This window comes from Bacillus sp. BC05(2025), from assembly GCF_056725905.1.
Window position 1 is genome coordinate 493,330 of the sequence record NZ_JBWYRA010000004.1, and the last position, 22,045, is coordinate 515,374.

21 protein-coding genes are annotated in these 22,045 nt (G+C 34.3%); 17 read left to right on the plus strand and 4 right to left on the minus strand.

Annotated features, from left to right (window positions below; all coding sequences use genetic code 11):
- The first annotated feature begins 106 nt into the window (after window positions 1–106).
- The 3 genes from ACZ76X_RS16690 (at window position 107) to ACZ76X_RS16700 (ending at window position 4,639) form a co-directional block, all read left to right on the plus strand.
- The gene (locus ACZ76X_RS16690; protein ID WP_479851063.1) at window positions 107–1,927 is read left to right on the plus strand and encodes an AAA family ATPase; all 1,821 of its coding nucleotides are present in this window, start codon (window positions 107–109) and stop codon (window positions 1,925–1,927) included.
- Window positions 1,917–3,767 carry a hypothetical protein gene (locus ACZ76X_RS16695; protein WP_479851064.1) on the plus strand — a complete coding sequence of 617 codons (1,851 nt, stop codon included), beginning with the start codon at window positions 1,917–1,919 and terminating at the stop codon, window positions 3,765–3,767. The genes ACZ76X_RS16690 and ACZ76X_RS16695 overlap by 11 nt, the downstream gene beginning before the upstream one ends.
- Before the next feature lie 275 nt (window positions 3,768–4,042).
- Window positions 4,043–4,639, plus strand: coding sequence for a hypothetical protein (locus ACZ76X_RS16700; protein WP_087956354.1), 597 nt, complete (start codon window positions 4,043–4,045; stop codon window positions 4,637–4,639).
- A gap of 95 nt (window positions 4,640–4,734) precedes the next feature.
- Here ACZ76X_RS16700 and racA read toward each other — a convergent pair whose 3' ends face one another.
- Entirely contained in the window at window positions 4,735–5,277 is a 543-nt protein-coding gene (gene racA, locus ACZ76X_RS16705) for a chromosome-anchoring protein RacA (protein ID WP_479851065.1), read from the minus strand.
- Window positions 5,278–5,630: 353 nt separating this feature from the next.
- Here racA and ACZ76X_RS16710 point away from each other — a divergent pair, with 353 nt between their 5' ends.
- Both ACZ76X_RS16710 and ACZ76X_RS16715 read left to right on the plus strand, forming a co-directional pair.
- Complete coding sequence (locus ACZ76X_RS16710) at window positions 5,631–6,986, plus strand: hemolysin family protein (protein WP_479851066.1); 1,356 nt, start codon at window positions 5,631–5,633, stop codon at window positions 6,984–6,986.
- A gap of 134 nt (window positions 6,987–7,120) precedes the next feature.
- Window positions 7,121–8,545, plus strand: a complete 1,425-nt coding sequence (locus ACZ76X_RS16715; protein WP_479851067.1) for an aldehyde dehydrogenase family protein — start codon at window positions 7,121–7,123, stop codon at window positions 8,543–8,545.
- A 119-nt stretch (window positions 8,546–8,664) separates the two neighbouring features.
- Here the strand turns inward: ACZ76X_RS16715 and ACZ76X_RS16720 are convergent, their stop codons facing one another.
- Window positions 8,665–9,057 carry a YueI family protein gene (locus ACZ76X_RS16720; protein ID WP_098670592.1) on the minus strand — a complete coding sequence of 131 codons (393 nt, stop codon included), beginning with the start codon at window positions 9,055–9,057 and terminating at the stop codon, window positions 8,665–8,667.
- A 246-nt stretch (window positions 9,058–9,303) separates the two neighbouring features.
- Between ACZ76X_RS16720 and ACZ76X_RS16725 the strand changes: the two genes are divergently transcribed.
- Complete coding sequence (locus ACZ76X_RS16725; RefSeq protein WP_098670593.1) at window positions 9,304–10,422, plus strand: BA2291 family sporulation histidine kinase; 1,119 nt, start codon at window positions 9,304–9,306, stop codon at window positions 10,420–10,422.
- A 33-nt stretch (window positions 10,423–10,455) separates the two neighbouring features.
- Here ACZ76X_RS16725 and ACZ76X_RS16730 read toward each other — a convergent pair whose 3' ends face one another.
- The gene (locus ACZ76X_RS16730; protein ID WP_479851068.1) at window positions 10,456–11,205 is read right to left on the minus strand and encodes a DUF4397 domain-containing protein; all 750 of its coding nucleotides are present in this window, start codon (window positions 11,203–11,205) and stop codon (window positions 10,456–10,458) included.
- A 984-nt stretch (window positions 11,206–12,189) separates the two neighbouring features.
- Between ACZ76X_RS16730 and ACZ76X_RS16735 the strand changes: the two genes are divergently transcribed.
- The 10 genes from ACZ76X_RS16735 (at window position 12,190) to ACZ76X_RS16780 (ending at window position 21,495) form a co-directional block, all read left to right on the plus strand.
- Window positions 12,190–13,500, plus strand: a complete 1,311-nt coding sequence (locus ACZ76X_RS16735) for an aspartate aminotransferase family protein (RefSeq protein WP_001205894.1) — start codon at window positions 12,190–12,192, stop codon at window positions 13,498–13,500.
- Window positions 13,497–14,195, plus strand: coding sequence for an acetate CoA-transferase subunit alpha (gene atoD, locus ACZ76X_RS16740; protein ID WP_000208105.1), 699 nt, complete (start codon window positions 13,497–13,499; stop codon window positions 14,193–14,195). Before ACZ76X_RS16735 ends, atoD begins: the two co-directional genes overlap by 4 nt.
- Window positions 14,180–14,842: a CoA transferase subunit B gene (locus tag ACZ76X_RS16745; RefSeq protein ID WP_342719296.1), complete on the plus strand. Its 663-nt coding sequence runs from the start codon at window positions 14,180–14,182 to the stop codon at window positions 14,840–14,842. Before atoD ends, ACZ76X_RS16745 begins: the two co-directional genes overlap by 16 nt.
- Window positions 14,843–14,857: 15 nt before the next feature.
- Window positions 14,858–16,126 (plus strand): peptidase, encoded by a 1,269-nt coding sequence (locus ACZ76X_RS16750; RefSeq protein WP_479851069.1) that lies wholly within the window; start codon window positions 14,858–14,860, stop codon window positions 16,124–16,126.
- Entirely contained in the window at window positions 16,123–16,968 is an 846-nt protein-coding gene (gene ablB / locus ACZ76X_RS16755; protein WP_479851070.1) for a putative beta-lysine N-acetyltransferase, read from the plus strand. Before ACZ76X_RS16750 ends, ablB begins: the two co-directional genes overlap by 4 nt.
- 99 nt (window positions 16,969–17,067) lie before the next feature.
- Window positions 17,068–18,453, plus strand: a complete 1,386-nt coding sequence (gene rocR, locus ACZ76X_RS16760; RefSeq protein ID WP_479851071.1) for an arginine utilization transcriptional regulator RocR — start codon at window positions 17,068–17,070, stop codon at window positions 18,451–18,453.
- A 210-nt stretch (window positions 18,454–18,663) separates the two neighbouring features.
- Complete coding sequence (gene kamA, locus ACZ76X_RS16765) at window positions 18,664–20,085, plus strand: lysine 2,3-aminomutase (RefSeq protein WP_071717082.1); 1,422 nt, start codon at window positions 18,664–18,666, stop codon at window positions 20,083–20,085.
- Window positions 20,082–20,354, plus strand: a complete 273-nt coding sequence (locus tag ACZ76X_RS16770) for a YokU family protein (protein WP_098913066.1) — start codon at window positions 20,082–20,084, stop codon at window positions 20,352–20,354. Before kamA ends, ACZ76X_RS16770 begins: the two co-directional genes overlap by 4 nt.
- Before the next feature lie 72 nt (window positions 20,355–20,426).
- The gene (locus tag ACZ76X_RS16775) at window positions 20,427–20,642 is read left to right on the plus strand and encodes a YozE family protein (RefSeq protein ID WP_000750725.1); all 216 of its coding nucleotides are present in this window, start codon (window positions 20,427–20,429) and stop codon (window positions 20,640–20,642) included.
- A 190-nt stretch (window positions 20,643–20,832) separates the two neighbouring features.
- Entirely contained in the window at window positions 20,833–21,495 is a 663-nt protein-coding gene (locus ACZ76X_RS16780) for a hypothetical protein (RefSeq protein WP_000101495.1), read from the plus strand.
- 4 nt (window positions 21,496–21,499) lie between these two features.
- Here the strand turns inward: ACZ76X_RS16780 and ACZ76X_RS16785 are convergent, their stop codons facing one another.
- The gene (locus tag ACZ76X_RS16785) at window positions 21,500–21,667 is read right to left on the minus strand and encodes a DUF3930 family protein (protein ID WP_098521233.1); all 168 of its coding nucleotides are present in this window, start codon (window positions 21,665–21,667) and stop codon (window positions 21,500–21,502) included.
- Between the two features lie 150 nt (window positions 21,668–21,817).
- Between ACZ76X_RS16785 and ACZ76X_RS16790 the strand changes: the two genes are divergently transcribed.
- Window positions 21,818–21,997: a YozD family protein gene (locus ACZ76X_RS16790; RefSeq protein WP_000658451.1), complete on the plus strand. Its 180-nt coding sequence runs from the start codon at window positions 21,818–21,820 to the stop codon at window positions 21,995–21,997.
- Window positions 21,998–22,045: the final 48 nt, after the last annotated feature.

The following is a 22,045-nucleotide window of genomic DNA, read 5'->3' on the forward strand; positions in this document are numbered from 1 at the left end:
TATACGTTTTTATTTTGAACCTGACGGATAACGTCAGGTTTTTTGTTTCTAGTTTTTCGTTTCTTTCATACACTAAGAATAGTATGAAAAAAAGAAGGTGACAAAGGTGAAATTACATAAAGCTCTTCATCCAAGTTTTATAAAACGAATGTACTATATGAGGTTTATCGGAAAGTTTACAAAATCAGAAAGTGAGAAGAATGGAGAGAATTTCTTTGTACAATGCCTATCGCCAATACCATATACGTTACAAGAACAACTAAAAAATGAACCATATGTATTTGAAGGTTTATGTAGTAATAAAAAGAATGAAAAAGTCTTTTCGGAATTAAAGAAAAAAAAATTAGAAAAACAATTGGTTATGTTTCGTCTTTATTATGAAAGAGGACATATATACGCTGAATTAATTTGTACAGAAGAACCGAGAGAAATAGCAAGCGGTTATAAAATGATTCCAGTACCTAAAGTTTCCGATTATAAAAAAGGAGAATCTTTAGAAAGAAAACTTAATAATGGTTATTTGTCATTTCTAATGCCTAAATATCCGAAAGACTTTGAACCTCCCGAATTATTGTGGCACGATGGAAGGTTGTATGGAAATATATCTTTAAAGTCTTCATCAATTAGTTCAATCGCATATTTTGAACAGCAGCGGGAATGTAAGTATATAGACTTTAATGACTGGATGAAGCATGTAGATATAGCTGTAGAAGATCAATTGTATTTTGTAAGTAATCATATGCATGAGCAATTAAAAAAACGAATGACTGAGGAAGGTAAGTATGTAGAAGTAGAGGAAATAAAAGTGCAAAAGGATGAATGGGAATGGGATGAGCGTGAATCCGTCTTTTTACAATATGTAAAAAGTTTTGTGCGTAATAAAGGGTTATATTTTGATGAAACGGACATTTATAATTTTCATATAAGTGTGAAAACAAATATGTTAACGATTCTTGGTGGTATACCAGGCACTGGCAAATCCCGTTTTTTACAAGCTTATGCAGAAGCACTTGGATTACAATACGGGGAAGAATTGGTTTGGATCCCGATTTCACCATCGTATCAAGAACCACATGATTTACTCGGTTATCTTCACCCAAATGGTACCTTTATTGAAAGTGAAACAAAATTAGTTAGGGCGCTAATGAAAGCAAAAGAAAATCAAAATCAGCTGTATATAATCGTTTTTGATGAAATGAATATGTCACATATTGAGCATTGGTTTACTCCATTTTTATCTGTTCTTCAACTTGAAAAGCAAAATCGTATTTTAAATTTATATGAAGGTGTACAAGAAAAAGAAAATCCAATTCCACCAACAATTGAAATTGGAGAAAATATTATATTTGTAGGTACTATCAATTTTGATGAAACAACGAAAGAGCTTTCAGATCGATTACTAGATCGGACGAATGTAATAACATTACAAAAGATCCCGTTTTGTGAGATGTGTATGGAACAAGAGAAAGTTGTATTACAACCACCTCTGAAAGTAACTGCAGGAGAATTTCGTATGAATTGGGTTAGGAATAAAACGATGATTGAGGTGTTTTCTGGGGAAGAGTTAGAACTATTAGATAAATTACATGCTGCATTGTCATCACATGATGCATCAAAGGGGATTTCTTTTCGATGTGCAAACGCAATAGCTGCTTACTTGCAAAATATACCGTTCCAAAATAATCATTCCTATATGATCAGTAGAGAAGAGGGGTTTGATTTACAAATAAAGCAACGTGTATTGACGAAAATAAGAGGGACCGAAATGATGGTGGGCTCTTTACTTTCTGAAGAAGTAAAAAGGGGAGCGACATTAGTACCTCTTTTGCAATCTCCACTTGCAAACAGAGTATCTACATTTGAACACTCTATAGCATATATAAGAGAAAAGCGTAGAGAACTGGAGTTGTATGGCTATGCAAAATGATGGGCGATATGAAACAGAAATCGTTGATACGAAAGAAACACTTCCTTTTGTATTAAAGTTAATTATTGGAACGGAGTCAAAAGGAGAATATATTTTATTAAATCGTCTTTGTACATCTGCAACAGCATTAGCTCAATGTATTTATAAAGTGCAAGAATTAAAACCAATCAGATTGCAGTGCCAGTATGAAAATCCAATGAATATTACTTTTATATGGAATAAAGTCTATGAGGGACAGAAGAATATAAAAGAGACAAAATATGAAATAAATGACAAAAAACAAAAGGTATTAATATATGAACATGGAAAAACAGAATTCTTTTATCCATGGCGTTGTGGTTTGTATCATTTTGAGGTAAATATAGAAGATCAAACGTATTATGGCGCTTTTCAAGTCGTACCAAAAAATTTTTTCGATGATCAATTTGAAATGATTCAAAACTATGTGAAGTCAATTTTAAATGAGTTGATTTTAGATAGAGGTTATTATAAAAAGACTTTCTCTGCTCTTAGTGATATTGAAGATTCTTCTTATTTAGTGTTACTTAGAAAGTTGCCACAAAAAATGAAAAAGATAAAGCAAATTTTTAAGAAAATAGAATCGAGTTCAAAGTTTATACATGAATATAAATGGGAAGAAAAGGAGCGGAAAGTAACGAGAAAGGGAGCCGTAGTGGCGGAAAGAAAACCGTATGCAAAATATTATAATCGTAAATTTATAGAACAAAAAAATAGTAAGGAGAATGCATTTCTTAAATTTAAAGCGATGCAATTTTATCTTTATTTACTTGAAGCTGAAAGTTTTTTGCGTCAAACAATTGATATATTAGAAAGAGCAAAGAAGAAAAAATCAGAAGAATTTCAAGCTGTAAAAACGATTATACAAACAATAGAGCGTAATGGATCAGTGACCGATAGAGAGAAACAAAAATATAAAAATATTCATTTACTAAAAGAGGCGGATTTACGAAAAAGTTCCGTGAAGATACAAGAATATAAAATATTAGCGCATTTTGTACATGAAAGTGTACAATACTTTCATACTTTAATGCATTCTCCATTTTGGAGAGAGGTTTCAGAAACGGGTAAGATGAACTCACATAATTTACCGATACCACATCAACAACTACTACAGCATTTAGATTTACTTCCACAATATACAGATCAATCTCCATCTTTATTATTTGTTTATAAGCCAACATTTTTAGTGTATGAATATTACGCTTTTTTTATCGTTATTTCCATGTTAGAGCAAATTGGTTTTGAGGCTAGAAATTCTATTCGTGAACAAATACAAGAACATTTTTATGTAGATGGATTACAAGATGGCACGACAGTAGTTTTACAACGTGATGATATGAGAGTACATGTCGCATTTAATGATTTAATTGAAACACATCCTCTTATAGCATTAAGTAAAGGGAGTAATTTTTATAATGGAGAAGATACGAAGAAGCCAGATATTCGATTAGACTGCTATGTAAAGGAAGAAGAGAAATATGTATATCAATCTTCTATTATTATTGAAGTGAAGTATAGCCCAATGTACAATATTTTTCAGCACGTTGGAAATACGAAAGCAACTGAGCAAATGTATAAGTACTGGTCTATAAAATATGTAGAAGAACAAGATGGAAAGCGAGTCTATCATCGAAGGGCCATTTATGAAGTTATTTGTGTATATCCAGGAAGTCATATGCATAGTAAAAAAATTGAGTCTGGATGTGGTGTGTTTTTGCAATTATATCCATATAAAACGAAACAAGGGGAAGAGAAATTAGCTGGAAAACATGGAATGGTACAAATTTTTGAGAAGTGGTTAAAAAGCATGAAGAAGTAAAAGAAATCCTTTTTTATAAAGGATTTTTTTAGATTAAGAAGAATTATATGCAGTGTGGAAGAAAGTTCCATGAGATATGAATTTGGTAGTAATATAAATATGTTATTAGAAGGACGATACATGAGGGATAAAAGACGATTAAGATGGAATTTAATTCGTTTTGCAGAATATAATAAGTCATAAATATTTTTAGTTGCATACGAAGATTTGTTCTTATATGATAGATAGTGAAAGCGTTATCAAAAACAGAGCGGCAATGGGAAAGGCGGGGAAATATGTTCCAGCGTGTCCAAACGAAGGAAGAACATTTTTGGTTCGAACAACTATGGGGAGATTTTTGTGAAGAAAGAAACTTAATGTTCGTAGAACGTAATTTAAATCCATCACGATTTTTATTAATAGAAGATGAACATCATATCGGTACAGTAGAATGTATTAAGTATACGGTACCAGAGCAGTCGAATTCTGAGTTTTTCTATCCGTTTTCTAAAAATGATTTAGTAAAAGATTTGAAAAATGTATATGAAATAGGTAAGTTAAGTATTGCGAAAACGTCTCGTGGGAGAGGACACTTCAAACGTTTAACAGCTATTTTATTTATGCATGCATTAGAAACGAAAGCAGAATGGTATATTGCAGCAGTTACGAAAAGAATGTATATGTATTTATTAACACTCGGTTTTCCAATTGAACCGATAGATAAGCCATTTCAGTTTCATGATACTTTACAAGGTGTACCAGTACGAATTCATGCCCGGAAAGGAGCTACGCATTTATATTCTTTAAAAGAATTTCGAGATGTAATTCAAGGGAATGCTCATGCACAGGCATTAATCGCAGAATACAGTAAGAATATTATGTTAACCAAATAAAAAGAAATGAATATGTATAATAAAGAGAAAACTATTTTAAAATGGAATCATTCTTCATGAAAAAGACCCTTATTATTTTAATAAGGGTCTAAAAATTATAATCCAAAAATACTAAAAATCATTTTACGGCGCTTCGGTTTCTTTTCACGCCCATATGTTGTTTTTGTATCGGGAGTAATATATATTGGTTCTTCTTTCTTGAGGGCAGATTCTAGCTTTTGAATTCGCTCTAACATTTCCTCCATTTCACGGCGATGTTGTAAAAGTTGGTACGTAACAACATCATTTGCCTTATCCTGCATTTGTTCTTCCATTCGATCTAGCCTTCTCGTAAGTGTATTTAATTGAGTTGCTAATTGCTCAAAATCATGTGATGATATGTTTTGAACGATTGTATTTACTTGTGTTTTTAATTCTTCAACATCGTTTGATGATTTTTGTTGAGTAGGGTGAGAGTTTTGGGACTGCTCTATTTGTGAAAGGTGATATTCTAACATTTGATCTAAATCATCTTGTGTAAAAATAAAGTGACCATATTTATTTTTTTCTATCGTAAGATTTAATTGTTGTGCAATCCGGACGACAGCCTTAGGGCTAACACCTAATTTTTTTGCGATAAATGGTGTTTTATATTCCAAAATAATCCCTCCTATATATATCCTGTTGAATGATTTCGATCTATGAAGTAAGTTCCCTTCCAGTGTGACAAAAGAAGTGTGGAATCGGCAAAGAAAGTGTTTTTTCACGAAATGAAGCTAGGAAGAATATATCGTGAATATAAAAATTTTTATCTTAAGATTTAGAATTATTTGACTGAGGGAAATGAATTAGATTATCATAATGATAAATATCTTTTTTATGTATGCATATAATATATAAAAAGGTGGTTGCTAATGTAGAATTTTGTTAGAGTATTAGAATGCTTACTTCACTTGAATAAAATTAAGTAGGAGGTGGCTTCCTTGCTTACAATGTAAGTAAGGAAAAGTATTTGGACATATATAGTATAAGTATAGTGATTGTTTTAATTGCCTTAACGGCATTTTTCGTTGCAGCAGAATTTGCAATTGTTAAAGTACGAAGTTCACGAATTGACTATTTAATTGCAGAAGGAAATAATCGCGCAACATCTGTCAAAACAGTCATTACAAACTTAGACGAATATTTATCTGCTTGTCAGCTAGGAATAACAGTTACAGCTCTGGGAATTGGGTGGTTTGGTAAACCTGCTTTAAAGCAAATGTTTGACTCGCTTTTTGTAAATTTGAACATTTCTACTCAACTAGCAGATATTTTTGCTGTAATTTTAGTGTTTTTGTTTATTACATTTTTACATGTTGTAATAGGGGAATTGGCCCCAAAAACATTTGCGATTCAAAAAGCTGAACAAGTGAGTTTATTTGTTGCTAAACCGTTAATTTTCTTTTATCGTATGGCGTTTCCATTTATTTGGCTATTAAATGGATCAGCCCGAATGATTACGAAGTTACTAGGGCTGAAACCACCGAAAGGGCACGATGAAGTTCATTCAGAAGAAGAATTACGGTTATTAGTTTCAGAAAGTTACAAAAACGGAGAGATTAATCAGTCTGAATATAAATATGTAAATAAAATCTTTGAATTTGATGATCGTATTGCAAAAGAAATAATGGTACCCCGAACTGAGATGCATATTATAAGTAAAGAAATGCCTGCTGAAGAAGCTTTGCAAAAAATGTCTCGGGAAAAATATACGAGATATCCAGTTGTTGATGGTGATAAAGATCACGTAATAGGCTTTGTAAATTTTAAAGATATTTTTACAGATTTTGTGCAGCATAATGCGATTAGTAATAAGAAAGTAGAGCAATATATGAGACCAATCATTTTAGTTATTGACTCTATTCCAATACACGACCTGTTTTTAAAAATGCAAAAGGAAAGAACACATATTGCTATATTGATAGATGAATATGGTGGTACGTCTGGACTTGTTACTGTTGAAGACATTTTAGAAGAAATAGTTGGAGATATTCAAGATGAGTTTGATACAGATGAACAGCCAGAAATTCAACAAGTTAGTGAAACGAAAACGATACTAGAGGGAAAAGTACTTGTTAGTGAAGTAAATACGTTATTAGGTTTAACGATTGATGATAATGGTGTTGATACAATAGGTGGATGGATTTTAACGAAGAATATAGACATTGCTGAAGAGGACTTCATTGAAATTGAAAATTATAAGTTTTGCGTAAAAGAATTAGATGGACACTATATAAAAAGACTAGAAGTTACAAAAACTGTAGAATCAATTGTTATTGTAGAAGATGAAAAACAAATTTCATTACAAGAACAAATTAGTTCGTAGACTCTGCTAGATGGCAGAGTTTTTTTTTGAGCATAATGTTTTTGGCAGAATAAGGGTTATGATACAATGACATAAGTCAGACCTTTCACTAGGTGAAGTATTATAGTATACATATATTTGAAAGGGGAAGAATTATGAAAAAGCATTTATATATAAATGGAGATTGGAAGTCTGTAAACACGTATAAACCATTATACGCACCATATTCTGAAGCGACATTAGCAGAAATTGCGCAAGGGACGGAAGAAGATGTAAAAGAGGCTGTTACTGCTGCAAAAAATGCAATGAAAGAAATGAATACATTATCTGCATATGACCGTGCGACTATTTTAGAGAAGGTTGCACAAAAAATGGATGAAAGAAGAGAAGAATTTGCAGAGATTATTGCAAAAGAGGCTGCAAAACCCATTCGTGCTGCGAGGGGAGAAGTAGATCGTACCGTTCAGACATACAAATTTGCAGCGGAAGAAGCGAAGCGAATATATGGCGAGACATTGCCACTTGATGCAGCACCTGGTGCAGATGGACGTATTGCATACACAATGCGAAAACCAATCGGAGTTATAGGGGCTATTACACCATTTAATTTCCCATTAAATTTAGTGGCACATAAAGTCGGCCCTGCAATTGCTGCCGGAAATACAGTTGTATTAAAACCAGCTGATCAAACGCCTCTATCGTCTTACGCTTTAGTTGAACTATTTGAAGAGGCAGGATTGCCAAAAGGAGCTTTAAATATTATTTCTGGTCCTGGTTCGACTGTAGGTGAAGCAATTGTTACAAATGATGATGTTGCTTCCATTACTTTTACGGGAAGTCCGAAAGTTGGAATTGGAATTAAGGCAAAGGCTGGGTTAAAGCGAGTTACGTTAGAACTAGGATCGAATGCTGCTGTTATTATTGATGAAGATGTAGAATTAACAGATGAATTAATTGAACGAGTAAAATGGGGAGCATTTGTTAATAATGGACAAGTTTGTATTTCGGTGCAACGTGTTTTTGTACATGAAGAGAGAATGGATGAATTTTTATCTAAGTTACAGAAAGCGATGGAAACAGTTGTTGTTGGTGATCCGCTGCTTGAGGAAACGGATGTATCAGCTTTAATTTCGAAAAAAGATGTCGAGCGTATCGATAACTGGGTGCAAGAAGCAGTTAAAGAAGGAGCGAATGTTTTATATGGTGGTAACAAACGTGATGAAAGGATTTTTGAACCAACTGTATTAACGAATGTTCCAGAGCATGTATCTGTACAGTGCCAAGAAGTATTCGGTCCACTTATGACCGTAAATACATTTAAAGAATTTGATGAGGCCATAGAGCAAGTAAATCATTCACGTTACGGTCTACAAGCAGGCGTATTTACAAATAATTTGTTTAAAGCTATGCGTGCAATTGATGAGCTTGAAGTTGGTGGTGTCATGATAAATGATATTCCAACGTTCAGGGTAGATCATATGCCTTATGGTGGTGTGAAAGAAAGTGGTACGGGGCGTGAAGGAATTAAATATGCAATAGAAGAAATGACAGAAATGAAATTAGTATGTATTAAAAAATAAAGTAAATAGAACTGAAACATCGCAAAAAAAAAACGAGTAGGAAATGTTTACGATTCCATACTCGTTTTTTTGTTTATTTTACGTTTCTTAGAATGATTTCATTTAATCAAGTGTAACTTTTACTTCATTTCTTGTTTGTAAATAGCATCTTCTACATAAATTTGTTCTTTGTCGACAGCAGTGCTATGAGATAATACTAAACCGATTGGTGTTTCTATACCTTTATTTTGAACAATTGTAAAAGGAACATTTTTTTCATTCGCTAATTTAATGTATTTTGATAAATGTGGGTAAGCAATGCCACCATTTAGGAATATTTGTAATGATTGAGAAGAGCGCATGCTACTAGCTACTTCAGAATATACATTACTTTGCATTACTTGACCGATAGTTAAAGCGATTTCTACACGCTCACGTAATGTAGTTAAATACATATTACGTTCTTCTGGTTTGTTCTGCTTTTGGCCATAAATGCCTTCTTGGAGATAATCTTCCACATTTTTATTTACCATATTTTTCACACCTTTCATTTTCTATTGTACGAAAGAATGGAGCAGGATGCAAAAAAAGTCGCATCCAATATAAAAAACTTTGAATGAAAGGAAGGAAAAGGGAATGTATCAATCTAAACAATTAATAAAGTTATAAAAATTTTATCAACACATATTAACAAAATGTGACAATAATCTATTAACGAATCATGATTTTTGTGTTAATATTCAAAATATAAAGGGTGTTCATCGCATGGAAATGGAGGAATGGAGGTTTTTCCAATCGATAAGGATATTAAAGAAGTATTTTGTTCGCACTTGAAAAACAACAGGCACCAATTCGTTGAGAACTGGAAAAACAAAATGATAATTTCCGATAAAGATCCGTTTAGACTAGAAGCAGTTCAAAATGGAGTGGATTTATTAGAGTTTATTATCGAACTTACTATGGAAGAAAAAGATATAAATTATCTTCAGCCATTATGCGAGAAAATAGCAATCGAACGTGCAGGAGCAGATGCGAATATAGGTGATTTTGTTTATAACGCAAATGTGGGAAGAAATGAGCTTTTCGAAGCGATGTGTGAGTTAGATGTTAGCGCACGTGAATTGAAACCAATTATGGCTCAAATACATACTTGTTTTGACAAATTAATTTATTACACTGTTTTGAAATATTCGGAAATTATATCAAGAAATTTAGAGGAAAAACAGCAATATATTAACGAAACACATAAGGAAAGGCTGACAATTTTAGGGCAAATGTCAGCTAGTTTTGTACATGAATTCCGTAACCCGCTTACGTCCATTATGGGATTTGTCAAACTATTAAAGGCAGATCATCCTAGTTTATCGTATTTAGATATTATTTCGCATGAATTAGACCAATTAAACTTTCGTATTTCGCAATTTTTACTCGTATCGAAAAAAGAAATGTGGACTGAATCAGAACGATTTTGGCTTAATGACTTGTTTCAAGATATTATACAGTTCTTATATCCGAGTTTGGTGAATGCAAATGTTTCGATTGAAAAGAATTTGCCATATCCAATTCCTCTTACTGGTTATCGCAGTGAAGTGAGACAAGTATTTTTAAATATATTAATGAACTCAATTGACGCTCTTGAATCAATGAAAGAAGAACGAAAAATTATCATTGATGTATTTGAAGAAGATCAATCGATTCGAATTGTAATAAAAAATAACGGACCAATGATTCCAGCTGAAAATGTAGAAACGATTTTTGAACCGTTTGTAACTACTAAAAAGTTAGGAACTGGTATTGGGTTATTTGTATGTAAACAAATTGTAGAAAAACATAATGGGTCCATCATGTGTCGTTCAGATAAAGATTGGACAGAATTTCAAATTGCATTTCAAAAATAAACAGTCTACACCAAATGAATGGTGTAGACTGTTTTAATTCGTAAGTATAACGGCTTCTAATTTAGGGTCTTTCATTGAATAACCTAAAAGTGAAATTGTATAAATAATATTCGGCTCTACTTTGAAATCTGGTATAGTCAGTAAAACACTTGGATTATCTGCGAGTGAAATTTCAATATCTGCTGTACCTGGGCTAACTTCTAAAAAATCTGTTATTTGTTTAAAAAGTACATTTTCAAATAAATGATCTCCACCTTTTAAACTTACATTTACAACAGGCGTATCTGGAGAAAAATGCGCAAACCGTATTTTTGCTTGACCTGATGGTAAATGAGTATTATCGAGCATAGGTTGTAATTGTAGATGATGATCACTATTTATTGCAGCAAAAGTATAAGAGTGATTTCCCATTATCGGTACTAAAGCTGAAAAGATGGGTGTTTCACTTTCGACAGGAACAATATCTATACGGTACTTACCTTGTACTAATGTTAAATAGGGACTAAATTGTTTAAATGAAATATTTTTAATAACCTTTTGTCCATTTACTAAAATGTCAACCGCAGGTGTATTTGAAGCAGAGTGAAAAAACCTTATATGTGACGGTAATGTAGCTTCTTGTGAATCTCTTTTTTCATATGCCTGTACAAGTTTCGTAAGCGCATCGTAATATTTCATATATAGTTCTACATATTTTTTCGGATTATGAAATTGATAGTATCGAGCGAGCTGTTCGTAACGTGCAACTTCTTGTCCATATTTTTCGATTTCAGATTGAGACATGAACATTCCTCCTTTGTCATCATTAAAACTATATGCTTAGCAAGAAAGAGGTTATGCAAAAAAATGTTTTTAAAAGAGAAAGATAGGAAATTAATAAGAAGTATTTTTACGGATAAGTGTAGTGTAGGTGAACGAGAGTTATAAATTTCTAGAGGACAAAACAAAATTTCCTCCGTATGAGCTGATGAAGTTTGTATTTCGAAATGAAAACGTAAGAGTGAAACAAGTGAAATATCGAAAACATGTCCCAAATCCTTAGAAAACTAGGGATTTTTTTAATTATAGGCAAATACACATACAAAGTGATAATTGTCCTACATAAATTATAAAGGAAAGGTAGTTTGAATTTGAGGAAAGGAATGGAATCTTGGGATGGGGATATCCCGCAAGGAATTGTGAATGGAGTTATGGATGGTTTTGTGCTTTATGCTGTAGGATGAATTTTGATTTTGTAATACTATTGTTTCTATTTACGTTAGCAAGTGACGGTATTAATCGATAAAAGAGCGTCGTGCCGAACTGATTAATGTGGTTAATCGGTTCTTTTTTTATTGTATAAACCAGAGCGAAGTATATGTGGAATATTGGTTTCTATAAAAATAATTGCTATGCATTTAGTAGGATTAATTGTCGAGATTTGTTTAAAAATATGCAATATAAAGTAGGAGAATAGGAAGGAGTTTAAAGGGAGTTTCGTCGAAGTTTACACAATGTCGGCATTTGAGGGAGGCTGGCATTATGTTAGAAAAATTTTTAGTGAAGCGTTAATTTTATATAAGGGAGGGTTATTTGAGCGTAAAAATAAGGATTGGTCTACATTTTAAGTTCTGAATTTTCTGTTTTCAAAATAATATTTAGCACTCATTTGTATATTTTATAATAGTTTTTTGATAAATTCACTGCTTTCGCAGAGGGTTCTTTTTTATGAAAGAAACGTCAATTTTCTTCATATATATATACAAATTGGAGAAATGGGGGAGCGCTATGCGCGATTACTTAATTAAACCACTTGTTGGTCAGCCGTATCCAATGATTTCACATGGAAAAGGTGTGTATTTGTATGATCAAAACGGAAATAAATATTTTGATGGGTCGTCAGGGGCAATTACGGCAGGTATTGGGCATGGCGTAAAGGAGATTGCGGACGTTATCAAAAAGCAAGCAGAGGAGATTGCTTTCGTTTATAGATCACAGTTTACGAGTGAACCAGCTGAAAAATTAGCGAAGAAATTAAGCGATTTAAGTGTAGGAGATTTGAACTGGAGCTTTTTTGTGAATAGTGGTACGGAAGCAAATGAAACAGCTATGAAAATTGCAATTCAACATTTTCAAGAGCGAGGTATTCAAGGGAAACATAAAATTTTGTCACGATGGATGAGTTATCACGGTATTACGATGGGCGCCTTATCAATGTCTGGGCATCCACTGCGTAGACAACGTTTCGTGTCAATTTTAGAAGATTATCCAACTATTCCAGCTCCATATTGTTTTAGATGTCCGGTGCAAAAAGTATATCCAACTTGTCAGCTTGCTTGTGCGACTGAACTAGAAAGATCAATCGAAAGAATTGGTGCAGAACATATCGCAGCTTTTATCGCTGAACCGATTATCGGAGCAGCTGGAGGCGCAGTCGTTCCGCCGAAAGAATATTATAAAGTTATTAAAGATATTTGTAGTCATTACGATATTTTATTTATTGCTGATGAAGTAATGACTGGGCTTGGTCGTACTGGCGCATGGTTTGCGATGGAGCATTGGGGGGTAGAACCGGATATTATGACCCTTGGTAAAGGTTTAGGAGCTGGATACACACCGATGGCAGCGACGGTTGTAAGTGACCGTGTAATGGAGCCGATTTTACGGGGGTCGCGTTCTGTTATGAGTGGGCATACGTTAAGTGCAAATCCATTATCTGCAGCAACAGCTTTAGCTGTTATTGAATATATGGAGAAACATAATCTACCTGAAAAAACAGCGGAAAAGGGAGAGTATTTAATAAAAGGTTTACAGAAAGTTCAGCAACAATCAACAATCATTGCTGATGTGCGCGGAAAAGGTTTGCTAATTGGGGTTGAATTGCAACCGTTTACAAAGGCATCGGAACTTATTTCAGTTGCAGCTAAAAATGGTCTTCTTTTATATCAAGCTGTTTCAGGGCAAGCAGGAAAAGAAGATAGTGCACTGCTTGTGGCACCGCCAATGACAACTACATATTCCGAGTTAGATGAATTACTTTCAATTTTTGCAAAAAGTGTAGAAGAAATGATGCAAAAAGGAGGGCATAGTATCGCATGACAACTATTACAAATACATTCGGTAAATTAAAAGAGATAGAGGAAGTAATTTCTTTGTTTCATGATGATATGACATTAATGTTTGGAGGGTTTGGGGGGATTGGATCCCCTCCTTCTTTAATACAGGCGATTTTAGAAAAAGGAGTTACAAATTTAAATTTAATAGGAAATGATACTGGATTTCCTGATGTAGGAATCGGTCGTCTCGTTACGAATGAAAGAGTAAAATCATTAATTACTTCTCATATCGGCTCAAATCCAAATGCAGGAAGACAACTAAACGAAGGAAGGTTACAAATTGAGTTTTCTCCCCAAGGAACATTAGCAGAGCGTATTCGCGCTGGTGGTGTAGGGCTTGGTGGCGTATTAGTTGATGTGGGTGTTGATACGATTGTAGAAGAAGGAAAACGTACTGTTGAAATGAATGGTAAGACATATTTAGTTGAAACAGCATTAACTGCTGAGGTTGCGATTGTATATGCGAAAAAAGCGGATCCGTTCGGTAACCTTGTGTTTGATAAGAGCGCTCGTAACATGAATCCTCACGTTGCTATGGCCGGGGATATAACGATTGTAGAAGCAGAAGAAATTGTTCCACTTGGTAGTTTAGATCCAGAAGAAATTGTTGTTCCAGGAGTATTTGTAAATTATATCGTACCGTCGGAAGGAGTGAATTGGAAATGGGTATGGGCGTAGAAGTGAGAGATAAAATTGCTAGACGTGCAGCGAAAGAAATACAAAATGGCATGATTGTAAATTTAGGTATTGGTATACCATCACTTGTACCAAACCATTTGCCTGACGATATAAACGTTATGTTTCATGCGGAAAATGGAATTGTAGGTATGGGTCCTACACCAAGCAAAGGAAATGAAGACGAAAATTTATGTAACGCAGCAGGTTTGCCGACATCTCTTATTACTGGAGCGAGTTATTTTGATAGTTGCACAGCGTTTGGGATGATTCGGAAAGGTTTACTAGATATTACGATTCTTGGTTCATTACAAGTGAGTGAGAATGGTGATTTAGCGAACTGGATTGTACCAGGAAAACGCGTTCCAGGTATTGGGGGAGCGATGGATTTGGCACAAAAAGCGAAGCGTGTCGTTGTTGTCATGAATCATGTCGATAAATACGGAAATGCAAAAATTGTTTCGGAGTGTACATTACCATTAACTTCAAAGAAATGTGTAGATTTAATTATTACGGATATGGCGGTTATGGAAGTGACGCCGAGTGGACTTATTTTACAAGAATTAATGAGCCCGTACACAGTGGAAGATATAAAACAACATACGGAAGCGGAGTTTGAAATTGGCTCTAACTTACTAGTAATTGAATGAGGGGAGATGTAATATATGAAGCAATTAAAAAAACAAATTTGTGATTATATTGAGAGTCAAGAAGAAGAGAGCGTAAAATTTTTAAAACGATTAATTCAAGAAAAGAGCATATCTGGTGATGAAAGTGGTGCGCAGGCAATTGTGATTGAAAAATTGCGCGAGCTAGGTTTAGATCTTGATATTTGGGAACCTTCATTTTCTAAAATGAAAGATCATCCTTATTTTGTATCACCACGTACAAGTTTTTCGGATAGTCCGAACATTGTAGCGACTCTTAAAGGAAGTGGCGACGGGAAATCTATGATATTAAATGGACATATTGATGTTGTACCAGAAGGAGATGTGGACCAGTGGGACCATCATCCCTATAGTGGTGAGAGAATAGGAAATCGTATATACGGCCGTGGAACAACGGATATGAAAGGCGGCAATGTCGCGCTAATGCTTGCGATGGAAGCAATTATTGAATCTCGTATTGATTTAAAAGGAGATATTTATTTTCAAAGTGTAATAGAAGAAGAAAGCGGCGGAGCAGGAACATTAGCTACGATATTACGAGGATATAAAGCGGATGGTGTCATTATTCCAGAGCCGACAAATATGAAGTTTTTCCCGAAACAACAAGGTTCTATGTGGTTTCGTCTACATGTAAAAGGGAAAGCAGCACACGGTGGAACACGTTATGAAGGAGTAAGTGCAATTGAAAAAAGCATGTTTGTTGTAGAGCATTTAAGAAAGCTGGAAGCGAAGAGAAATGACCGAATTACAGACCCGTTATTTAAAGGAATCCCAATTCCAATTCCAATTAATATTGGGAAAATAGAAGGCGGGAGCTGGCCAAGTTCTGTTCCTGATTCGTTAATTTTAGAAGGAAGATGCGGTATTGCGCCGAATGAGACTATAGAGGCAGCAAAAGAAGAATTCGAGAATTGGATCGCTGAATTAAATGATGTGGACAATTGGTTTGTTGAAAATCCCGTAGAAGTAGAATGGTTTGGAGCGAGATGGGTTCCTGGTGAACTAGAAGAAAATCATGAGTTAATTACAACACTCGGACATAACTTTGTTGAAATCGAAGGAAAAGAACCAATTATTGAAGCATCGCCGTGGGGGACTGATGGAGGTTTATTTACACAAATCGCAGGTGTACCAACGATAGTATTTGGCCCAGGAGAAACGAAAGTCGCACATTATCCAAACGAATATATAGAAGTTGATAAAATGATAGCTGCCGCAAAAATTATTGCATGTACATTACTAGATTGGTGTGAGGTGAAAAAATGAAATACTATGAATCTTTTAGAGAGCAGACGAACCGCTATACAGTAGAAGGCGTTTTAGATTATTTTAATAAACGTATTCGAGTAGACCACTACACAGGAAATATTGAGAGGATTATCCAAACAATTGACGAATTAGCAGAGAAACATTCTTTCACTAAATGTATTGTCAAAGGAAAGGGAGAGCATGTTTCAACATGGCTCTCTTTCGGTTTTTTATTGGAAGCAACAATACCACATTATTTTCAAGGTCACGATGCATACTTCTTTGTGAAATTTAATAATGATGGAAGACGAAATAGTATTCATTGGGCTGAGGAAGACACCATTTTAAGCGGTGTAAAAGCAAAAGAAGTAAAGGAAAAAATAGTCCCAGAGAAATTTCTATTAAGAAAAGCGACAGAAGAGGATGCAGAGGAATTAGCAGTTGTATTTGGGAAAGTATTTGAAGTGTATCCGACTCCGTTAAACGAAGCGAGTTATGTAAAACAAACGATGAGAGAAGACGATACAATTTACTATGTGTATGAATTCGAGGGGAAAATAATTAGTACAGCGTCTGCAGAAATGAATATAAAAGAAGGCAATGCAGAATTAACGAATTGTGCTACCTTACCCGAATATCGTAAACATGGGTTTATGAAAAGTTTATTAATTAAGTTGGAGGAAGAACTGCAAGAAAGATCGATTTTCTGCTCTTATACAATTGCTCGATCTCTTTCTTTCGGAATGAATGCGGCCTTTCATCAGTTAGGTTATACGTATTCAGGGCGACTGGCGAACAATTGCTACATTTTTGATAAATTGGAAGACATGAATATTTGGGTGAAAGATTTGTCTAAATAGCACGGTAAAAAAATAGAACGGAATCGTCATGCTTATAATCGCACATAGGTATGCCGGAAATTCGGCACGATATTTGCTGAATTTTCGGCAAGAGGGGGGATGACATTGCTAGCAGTTTCGACACAAGAAGTCATTGAGGCGATTTTGGGCAGTATTGATGAGGCTATACACGCAGTAGATGAAAATGGTATTACAATTTTCTATAATACTGTAGCTGCGAAACACGATGGATCAAAAATTGAAAAAGTGTTAGGTAAACATTTGTTAGAAGCGTTTCCTTCTTTATCTAGGGAAACAAGTACATTGATGAAAGTGTTAGATACAAAAAAACCAATCGTTCATCAAGTGCAGCATTATCAAAATTTAAATGGAGAAGACATTTGTACAGTAAATACGACGTTACCTATTTTTATAGATGGAAATATTGCTGGAGCTGTTGAAATTGCAAAAGATTATTCCACAGTACAAAAGCTTACGGATACAATAGTCGATTTGCAGTCGAAAATAAAGCGGTCATCTAGAAAGAAAGCAATTAAAAAGGATGTTGCATTTGAGACGATCGTGACGAATGATGCTCGTTTTAAACAGACGAAAGAATTAGCACAAAAAGTAGCCCCAACTGATGCGAATGTTTTAATATATGGGGAAACAGGAACCGGGAAAGAGTTATTTGTACAAGCGATTCATGAAGCCTCTAAACGGAAGAACAAGCCGTTTATTGCACAAAACTGTGCAGCATTGCCAGAGTCTCTATTAGAAAGTTTATTGTTTGGAACGACGAAAGGTAGCTATACTGGGGCAATTGAACGAGCGGGATTATTTGAACTTGTAGATGGAGGGACATTATTTTTAGATGAACTGAATTCAATGCCACTCGATTTACAAGCGAAAATGCTACGTGTATTAGAAGATGGTGTGATTCGTCGTATTGGTGATAATAAGACGAGAAAGGTAGATGTTCGCGTTATTACCGCAATGAATCAGCCACCAGAAATATGTTTAAAAGAGAATAAAATTCGCACTGATTTATACTATCGATTAAATGTCTTTTCATTATATATTCCACCGCTCCGTGAAAGAACGGAGGATGTATTATTATTAGCATCTTATTTTTTGAAAGAATATAATAAAAGTTATAAAAAAGGTGTACTTCAAATGGATAAGGAAGCGAAGGAAAGACTACAAGGTTACCAATGGCCTGGAAATGTTCGGGAGCTTAAACATACGATTGAACATGCTGTCATAATTGCAGAAGGGAATACATTAACAGCCAATTGTTTACCGCGTACATTTCGGAAAGAGAGTCTTCCGAAGAAGAAGAGTATATTGCCACTTAGAGAAGCACTTCATCAAACGGAAAAAGAATTAATAGATCAAGCGTTAATTGAAACGGAAGGGAATATATTACAAGCTGCAAAAATGTTAGGTATTCCTCGACAGACGCTTCAATATAAATTGAGTAAGTACGACAAAACCGCCGAATAATTGGCGGTTTTTGTGTGTTTGCACCAATAAAAGAGCGTTTACATATATAAAAAGTAATGAATATGATAGTATGTATGGATTTCATGCAGTGCTCAAAAAAATTTTTTCGCTTATGTAATAGGGTTCGCCGTACATTTACTTATCAATAAAGTAAAGTTGGCATAACTATTGCTTATATAAAGGATGAGCGTATAAAAAGGGGGAATAGCAATGTTACATGATGTATACAAACCAAATCGTCACTGGAAGGATATCGAATTATGGAAAGATGTTACTGAAGAGCAATGGAATGATTGGGTTTGGCAATTAACGAATACGATCAAAACGTTAGATGACTTAAAGAAAGTGATTAACTTAACACCTGATGAAGAAGAGGGCGTTAAAATTTCAACGAAAACGATCCCGTTAAATATTACACCGTACTATGCTTGGTTAATGAATCCTGATGACCCACGCTGTCCGATTCGGATGCAATCTGTACCGATTTCGGAAGAGTTATATAAAACAAAATACGATTTAGAAGATCCGCTTCATGAAGATGAAGATTCACCAGTTCCAGGATTAACACATCGTTATCCTGACCGCGTATTATTCTTAGTGACAAATCAATGTTCGATGTATTGTCGTTACTGTACGCGCCGTCGTTTTAGTGGACAAATTGGAATGGGTGTACCGAAGAAACAATTAGATGATGCAATTGCTTACATTCGTGAAACACCACAAGTACGAGATGTATTAATCTCCGGTGGTGATGGTCTTCTAATTAACGATAAAATTTTAGAATATGTATTAAAAAATTTACGTGAGATTCCGCACGTTGAGATTATTCGTATCGGAACGAGAGCACCAGTGGTATTCCCGCAGCGTATTACAGAAAACTTATGTAACATTATTAAAAAATATCATCCAGTATGGTTAAATACACATTTCAATACATCTATTGAAATTACTGAAGAATCGAAAAAGGCATGTGAAATGTTAGCGAATGCTGGTGTTCCAGTCGGAAACCAAGCAGTAATTTTAGCTGGTATTAACGACAGCGTTCCAATTATGAAAAAATTAATGCATGACTTAGTAAAAATCCGTGTACGTCCATACTACATTTATCAATGTGACTTATCTGAAGGCATTGGTCATTTCCGTGCACCAGTTTCTAAAGGTCTTGAAATTATCGAAGGTTTACGCGGACATACGTCTGGTTATGCAGTTCCGACATTCGTTGTTGATGCACCAGGAGGGGGCGGTAAAATTGCGCTTCAGCCAAACTATTTAATCTCGCAAAGTGCAGATAAAGTTGTGCTTCGTAACTTTGAAGGTGTTATTACAACGTATCCAGAGCCAGAGAGCTACATTCCAGGAAGAGCAGAAGGATACTTTAAAGAAATCTATCCAAACTACGAAGAAAAACGTTCAGATGTTGGTATTGCGGGTCTTATGAGCGATAAGAAATTTAATCTTGTTCCAGACGATTTACAGCGTATGAACCGTCGTAAAGACTATGAAGATAATGAAACGCATGCAACATTAAAAGATAAACGTGATAAGCGCGACCAATTGAAAGATAAAAAATATCAAGCACAAATGGCTAAAATAGAAGAAAACGACAAAAAAACTGAGGGTGATGCAGTATGAATTGTATGTGGTGTGACAGTACAGAAGCAAAAGAAAGCTTAAATACTGTATATTGGGAATTACCAGATGGTACGAAAGCCATTGAAATCCAAGAGACACCATGCATTTCTTGTTCCTCATGTGGTATGGACTATCAATCAGATCATATAGTGAAAGAAATAGAAGATCAATTGTTTCTAATTTATACGAAAGATTTACCAAAACAACTAACATATGAAGAATTAATGGGAAGACCACGTCTATTAAAAAGAAATTATTTCGACTTTTAACCAGCTTTTATGCTGGTTTTTTTCTTTTTTGCCTTGTATAATGTACCCAAGTTAGAAAGGTAGGGAATATTTTTGAAAAAGACATTTTACCACTATATGATGAAGCATCGCGCAGCTTTATTTAGTAATGAAATATCGAATTTAGCAGAGGCGATGTATGATGATTTAAGCTTTCCGAAGCAATCTGAAGATTACGATGAAATTAGTTCATACTTAGAGTTAAGTGGAATGCTAGAAAGTATGTCTATATTTGATGAAGCGTGGGATTTGTACATACAAGAGAGATAAAAACTATACGGGATTTTTTTAATGTGAAGCTAGTTTTTTTGCTAGCTTTTTTTATATTGTAAATAAATTTTCATATGGTGATATTTTTTATTGAAAAAATTTATGAATATACGCTTCTGTGATAAGCGTTTTTATGTAGGTTGCATATACTGTTATCAAAATCACGACGTCAAAAAAAGGAGAGATATAGATGGCAAGGAAAAAGCAACCTAAATATAACGTAGGGGACATAGTCGTGATTACGCTATATGGAACCGTTGGTAAAATCACAAATATGAAGGTTTTAGATGGAGTTTACGTATACGAAGTCAATAATCACGATGGGTTTTACGTAGAGCAAACGTTGCAGCACGTTTCAGAGCAAGATATGAAAAAAGGTGAAACTGAGTGGATTGAATTAAATTATCATTTCACATTTGGTGATCTCGTGCAAGTAACAGGATACGATAAAGATGTGTTTCGAATTGTTGGTTTTCGTACAGAAGTATGGAGATATAAAAATGACGCATGGGAAGATACAATATACGAATTGTCACGAATTACGGATGGTGAATGGTTAGAAGCAGATGAGTCAGATTTAACGTTACTTGCCAATGCTCAAACGGCAAATGCAATTTTGAAGAAAATGAAACAAGATAAAGCTGGTATGAATAAATTAGATTTAGGAAAATTAAAGTCAATTAACAACTCGAAAAAAGTGAGTGTTAAGACAAATCGTCAAGAAATCATTGATGGATTACTTGATATTTATAACGATTATCAATTGTTATTTGATACATTTAAAGATGAAGAATACAAAATTGTTATGGATGTTGTTCATAATTATTTAGTTAAATTGACAGAGAAAAAATAGTTAACTAGAAAGAGAGAATAAATTGAACAACAACATATGCAGTATAAGGTATGCCTACAATTATTAAAAAAATAAAAAGCCATTTAATAAGAGAGTCTGCCCATTGATCTTCATGCATGAACTCTTCTTTTGTTTGTCCTACTTCTTGCTTTGCCTCATATTGGTATTCCATAATTAAATCCCCCTTTTTGATAGCTTGTACTACCATCGTATGCATCTCGTCCAAAGGATATAACCTATAAAAAAAGAAAAACTATTTTTCTAATCTCATATACATATTTTTGAGATTTTTTCATAAAACAGAAATAAAGGAGTGATGCTCATGAAGGAAATTGAAGTCGTAATTGATACGGAAGAGATTGCGGAGTTTTTTTATGAGCAACTAATTGAAAGAGGATACGTCCCAAAAAGAGAAGAAATTGAAGATCTCGCAGATATTACATTCGAGTATTTATTAGAGAAATGTATGATTGATGAAGTGTTTGATGAAGAAGATGAGTGAAAGTAACGACGGGCTTAACTCGTCGTTTTTTACTCTTTACAAACTTGT

Coding starts and splice junctions, on each gene's coding strand:
- ACZ76X_RS16695 (WP_479851064.1), top strand. CDS start 1,917: ATGCAAAATGATGGGCGATATGAAACAGAAATCGTTGATACGAAAGAA.
- ACZ76X_RS16700 (WP_087956354.1), top strand. CDS start 4,043: ATGTTCCAGCGTGTCCAAACGAAGGAAGAACATTTTTGGTTCGAACAA.
- ACZ76X_RS16715 (WP_479851067.1), top strand. CDS start 7,121: ATGAAAAAGCATTTATATATAAATGGAGATTGGAAGTCTGTAAACACG.
- ACZ76X_RS16720 (WP_098670592.1), bottom strand. CDS start 9,057: ATGGTAAATAAAAATGTGGAAGATTATCTCCAAGAAGGCATTTATGGC.
- ACZ76X_RS16725 (WP_098670593.1), top strand. CDS start 9,304: ATGGAGGTTTTTCCAATCGATAAGGATATTAAAGAAGTATTTTGTTCG.
- ACZ76X_RS16730 (WP_479851068.1), bottom strand. CDS start 11,205: ATGTCTCAATCTGAAATCGAAAAATATGGACAAGAAGTTGCACGTTAC.
- ACZ76X_RS16735 (WP_001205894.1), top strand. CDS start 12,190: ATGCGCGATTACTTAATTAAACCACTTGTTGGTCAGCCGTATCCAATG.
- atoD (WP_000208105.1), top strand. CDS start 13,497: ATGACAACTATTACAAATACATTCGGTAAATTAAAAGAGATAGAGGAA.
- ACZ76X_RS16745 (WP_342719296.1), top strand. CDS start 14,180: ATGGGTATGGGCGTAGAAGTGAGAGATAAAATTGCTAGACGTGCAGCG.
- ACZ76X_RS16750 (WP_479851069.1), top strand. CDS start 14,858: ATGAAGCAATTAAAAAAACAAATTTGTGATTATATTGAGAGTCAAGAA.
- ablB (WP_479851070.1), top strand. CDS start 16,123: ATGAAATACTATGAATCTTTTAGAGAGCAGACGAACCGCTATACAGTA.
- rocR (WP_479851071.1), top strand. CDS start 17,068: ATGACATTGCTAGCAGTTTCGACACAAGAAGTCATTGAGGCGATTTTG.
- kamA (WP_071717082.1), top strand. CDS start 18,664: ATGTTACATGATGTATACAAACCAAATCGTCACTGGAAGGATATCGAA.
- ACZ76X_RS16770 (WP_098913066.1), top strand. CDS start 20,082: ATGAATTGTATGTGGTGTGACAGTACAGAAGCAAAAGAAAGCTTAAAT.
- ACZ76X_RS16780 (WP_000101495.1), top strand. CDS start 20,833: ATGGCAAGGAAAAAGCAACCTAAATATAACGTAGGGGACATAGTCGTG.
- ACZ76X_RS16785 (WP_098521233.1), bottom strand. CDS start 21,667: ATGGAATACCAATATGAGGCAAAGCAAGAAGTAGGACAAACAAAAGAA.
- ACZ76X_RS16790 (WP_000658451.1), top strand. CDS start 21,818: ATGAAGGAAATTGAAGTCGTAATTGATACGGAAGAGATTGCGGAGTTT.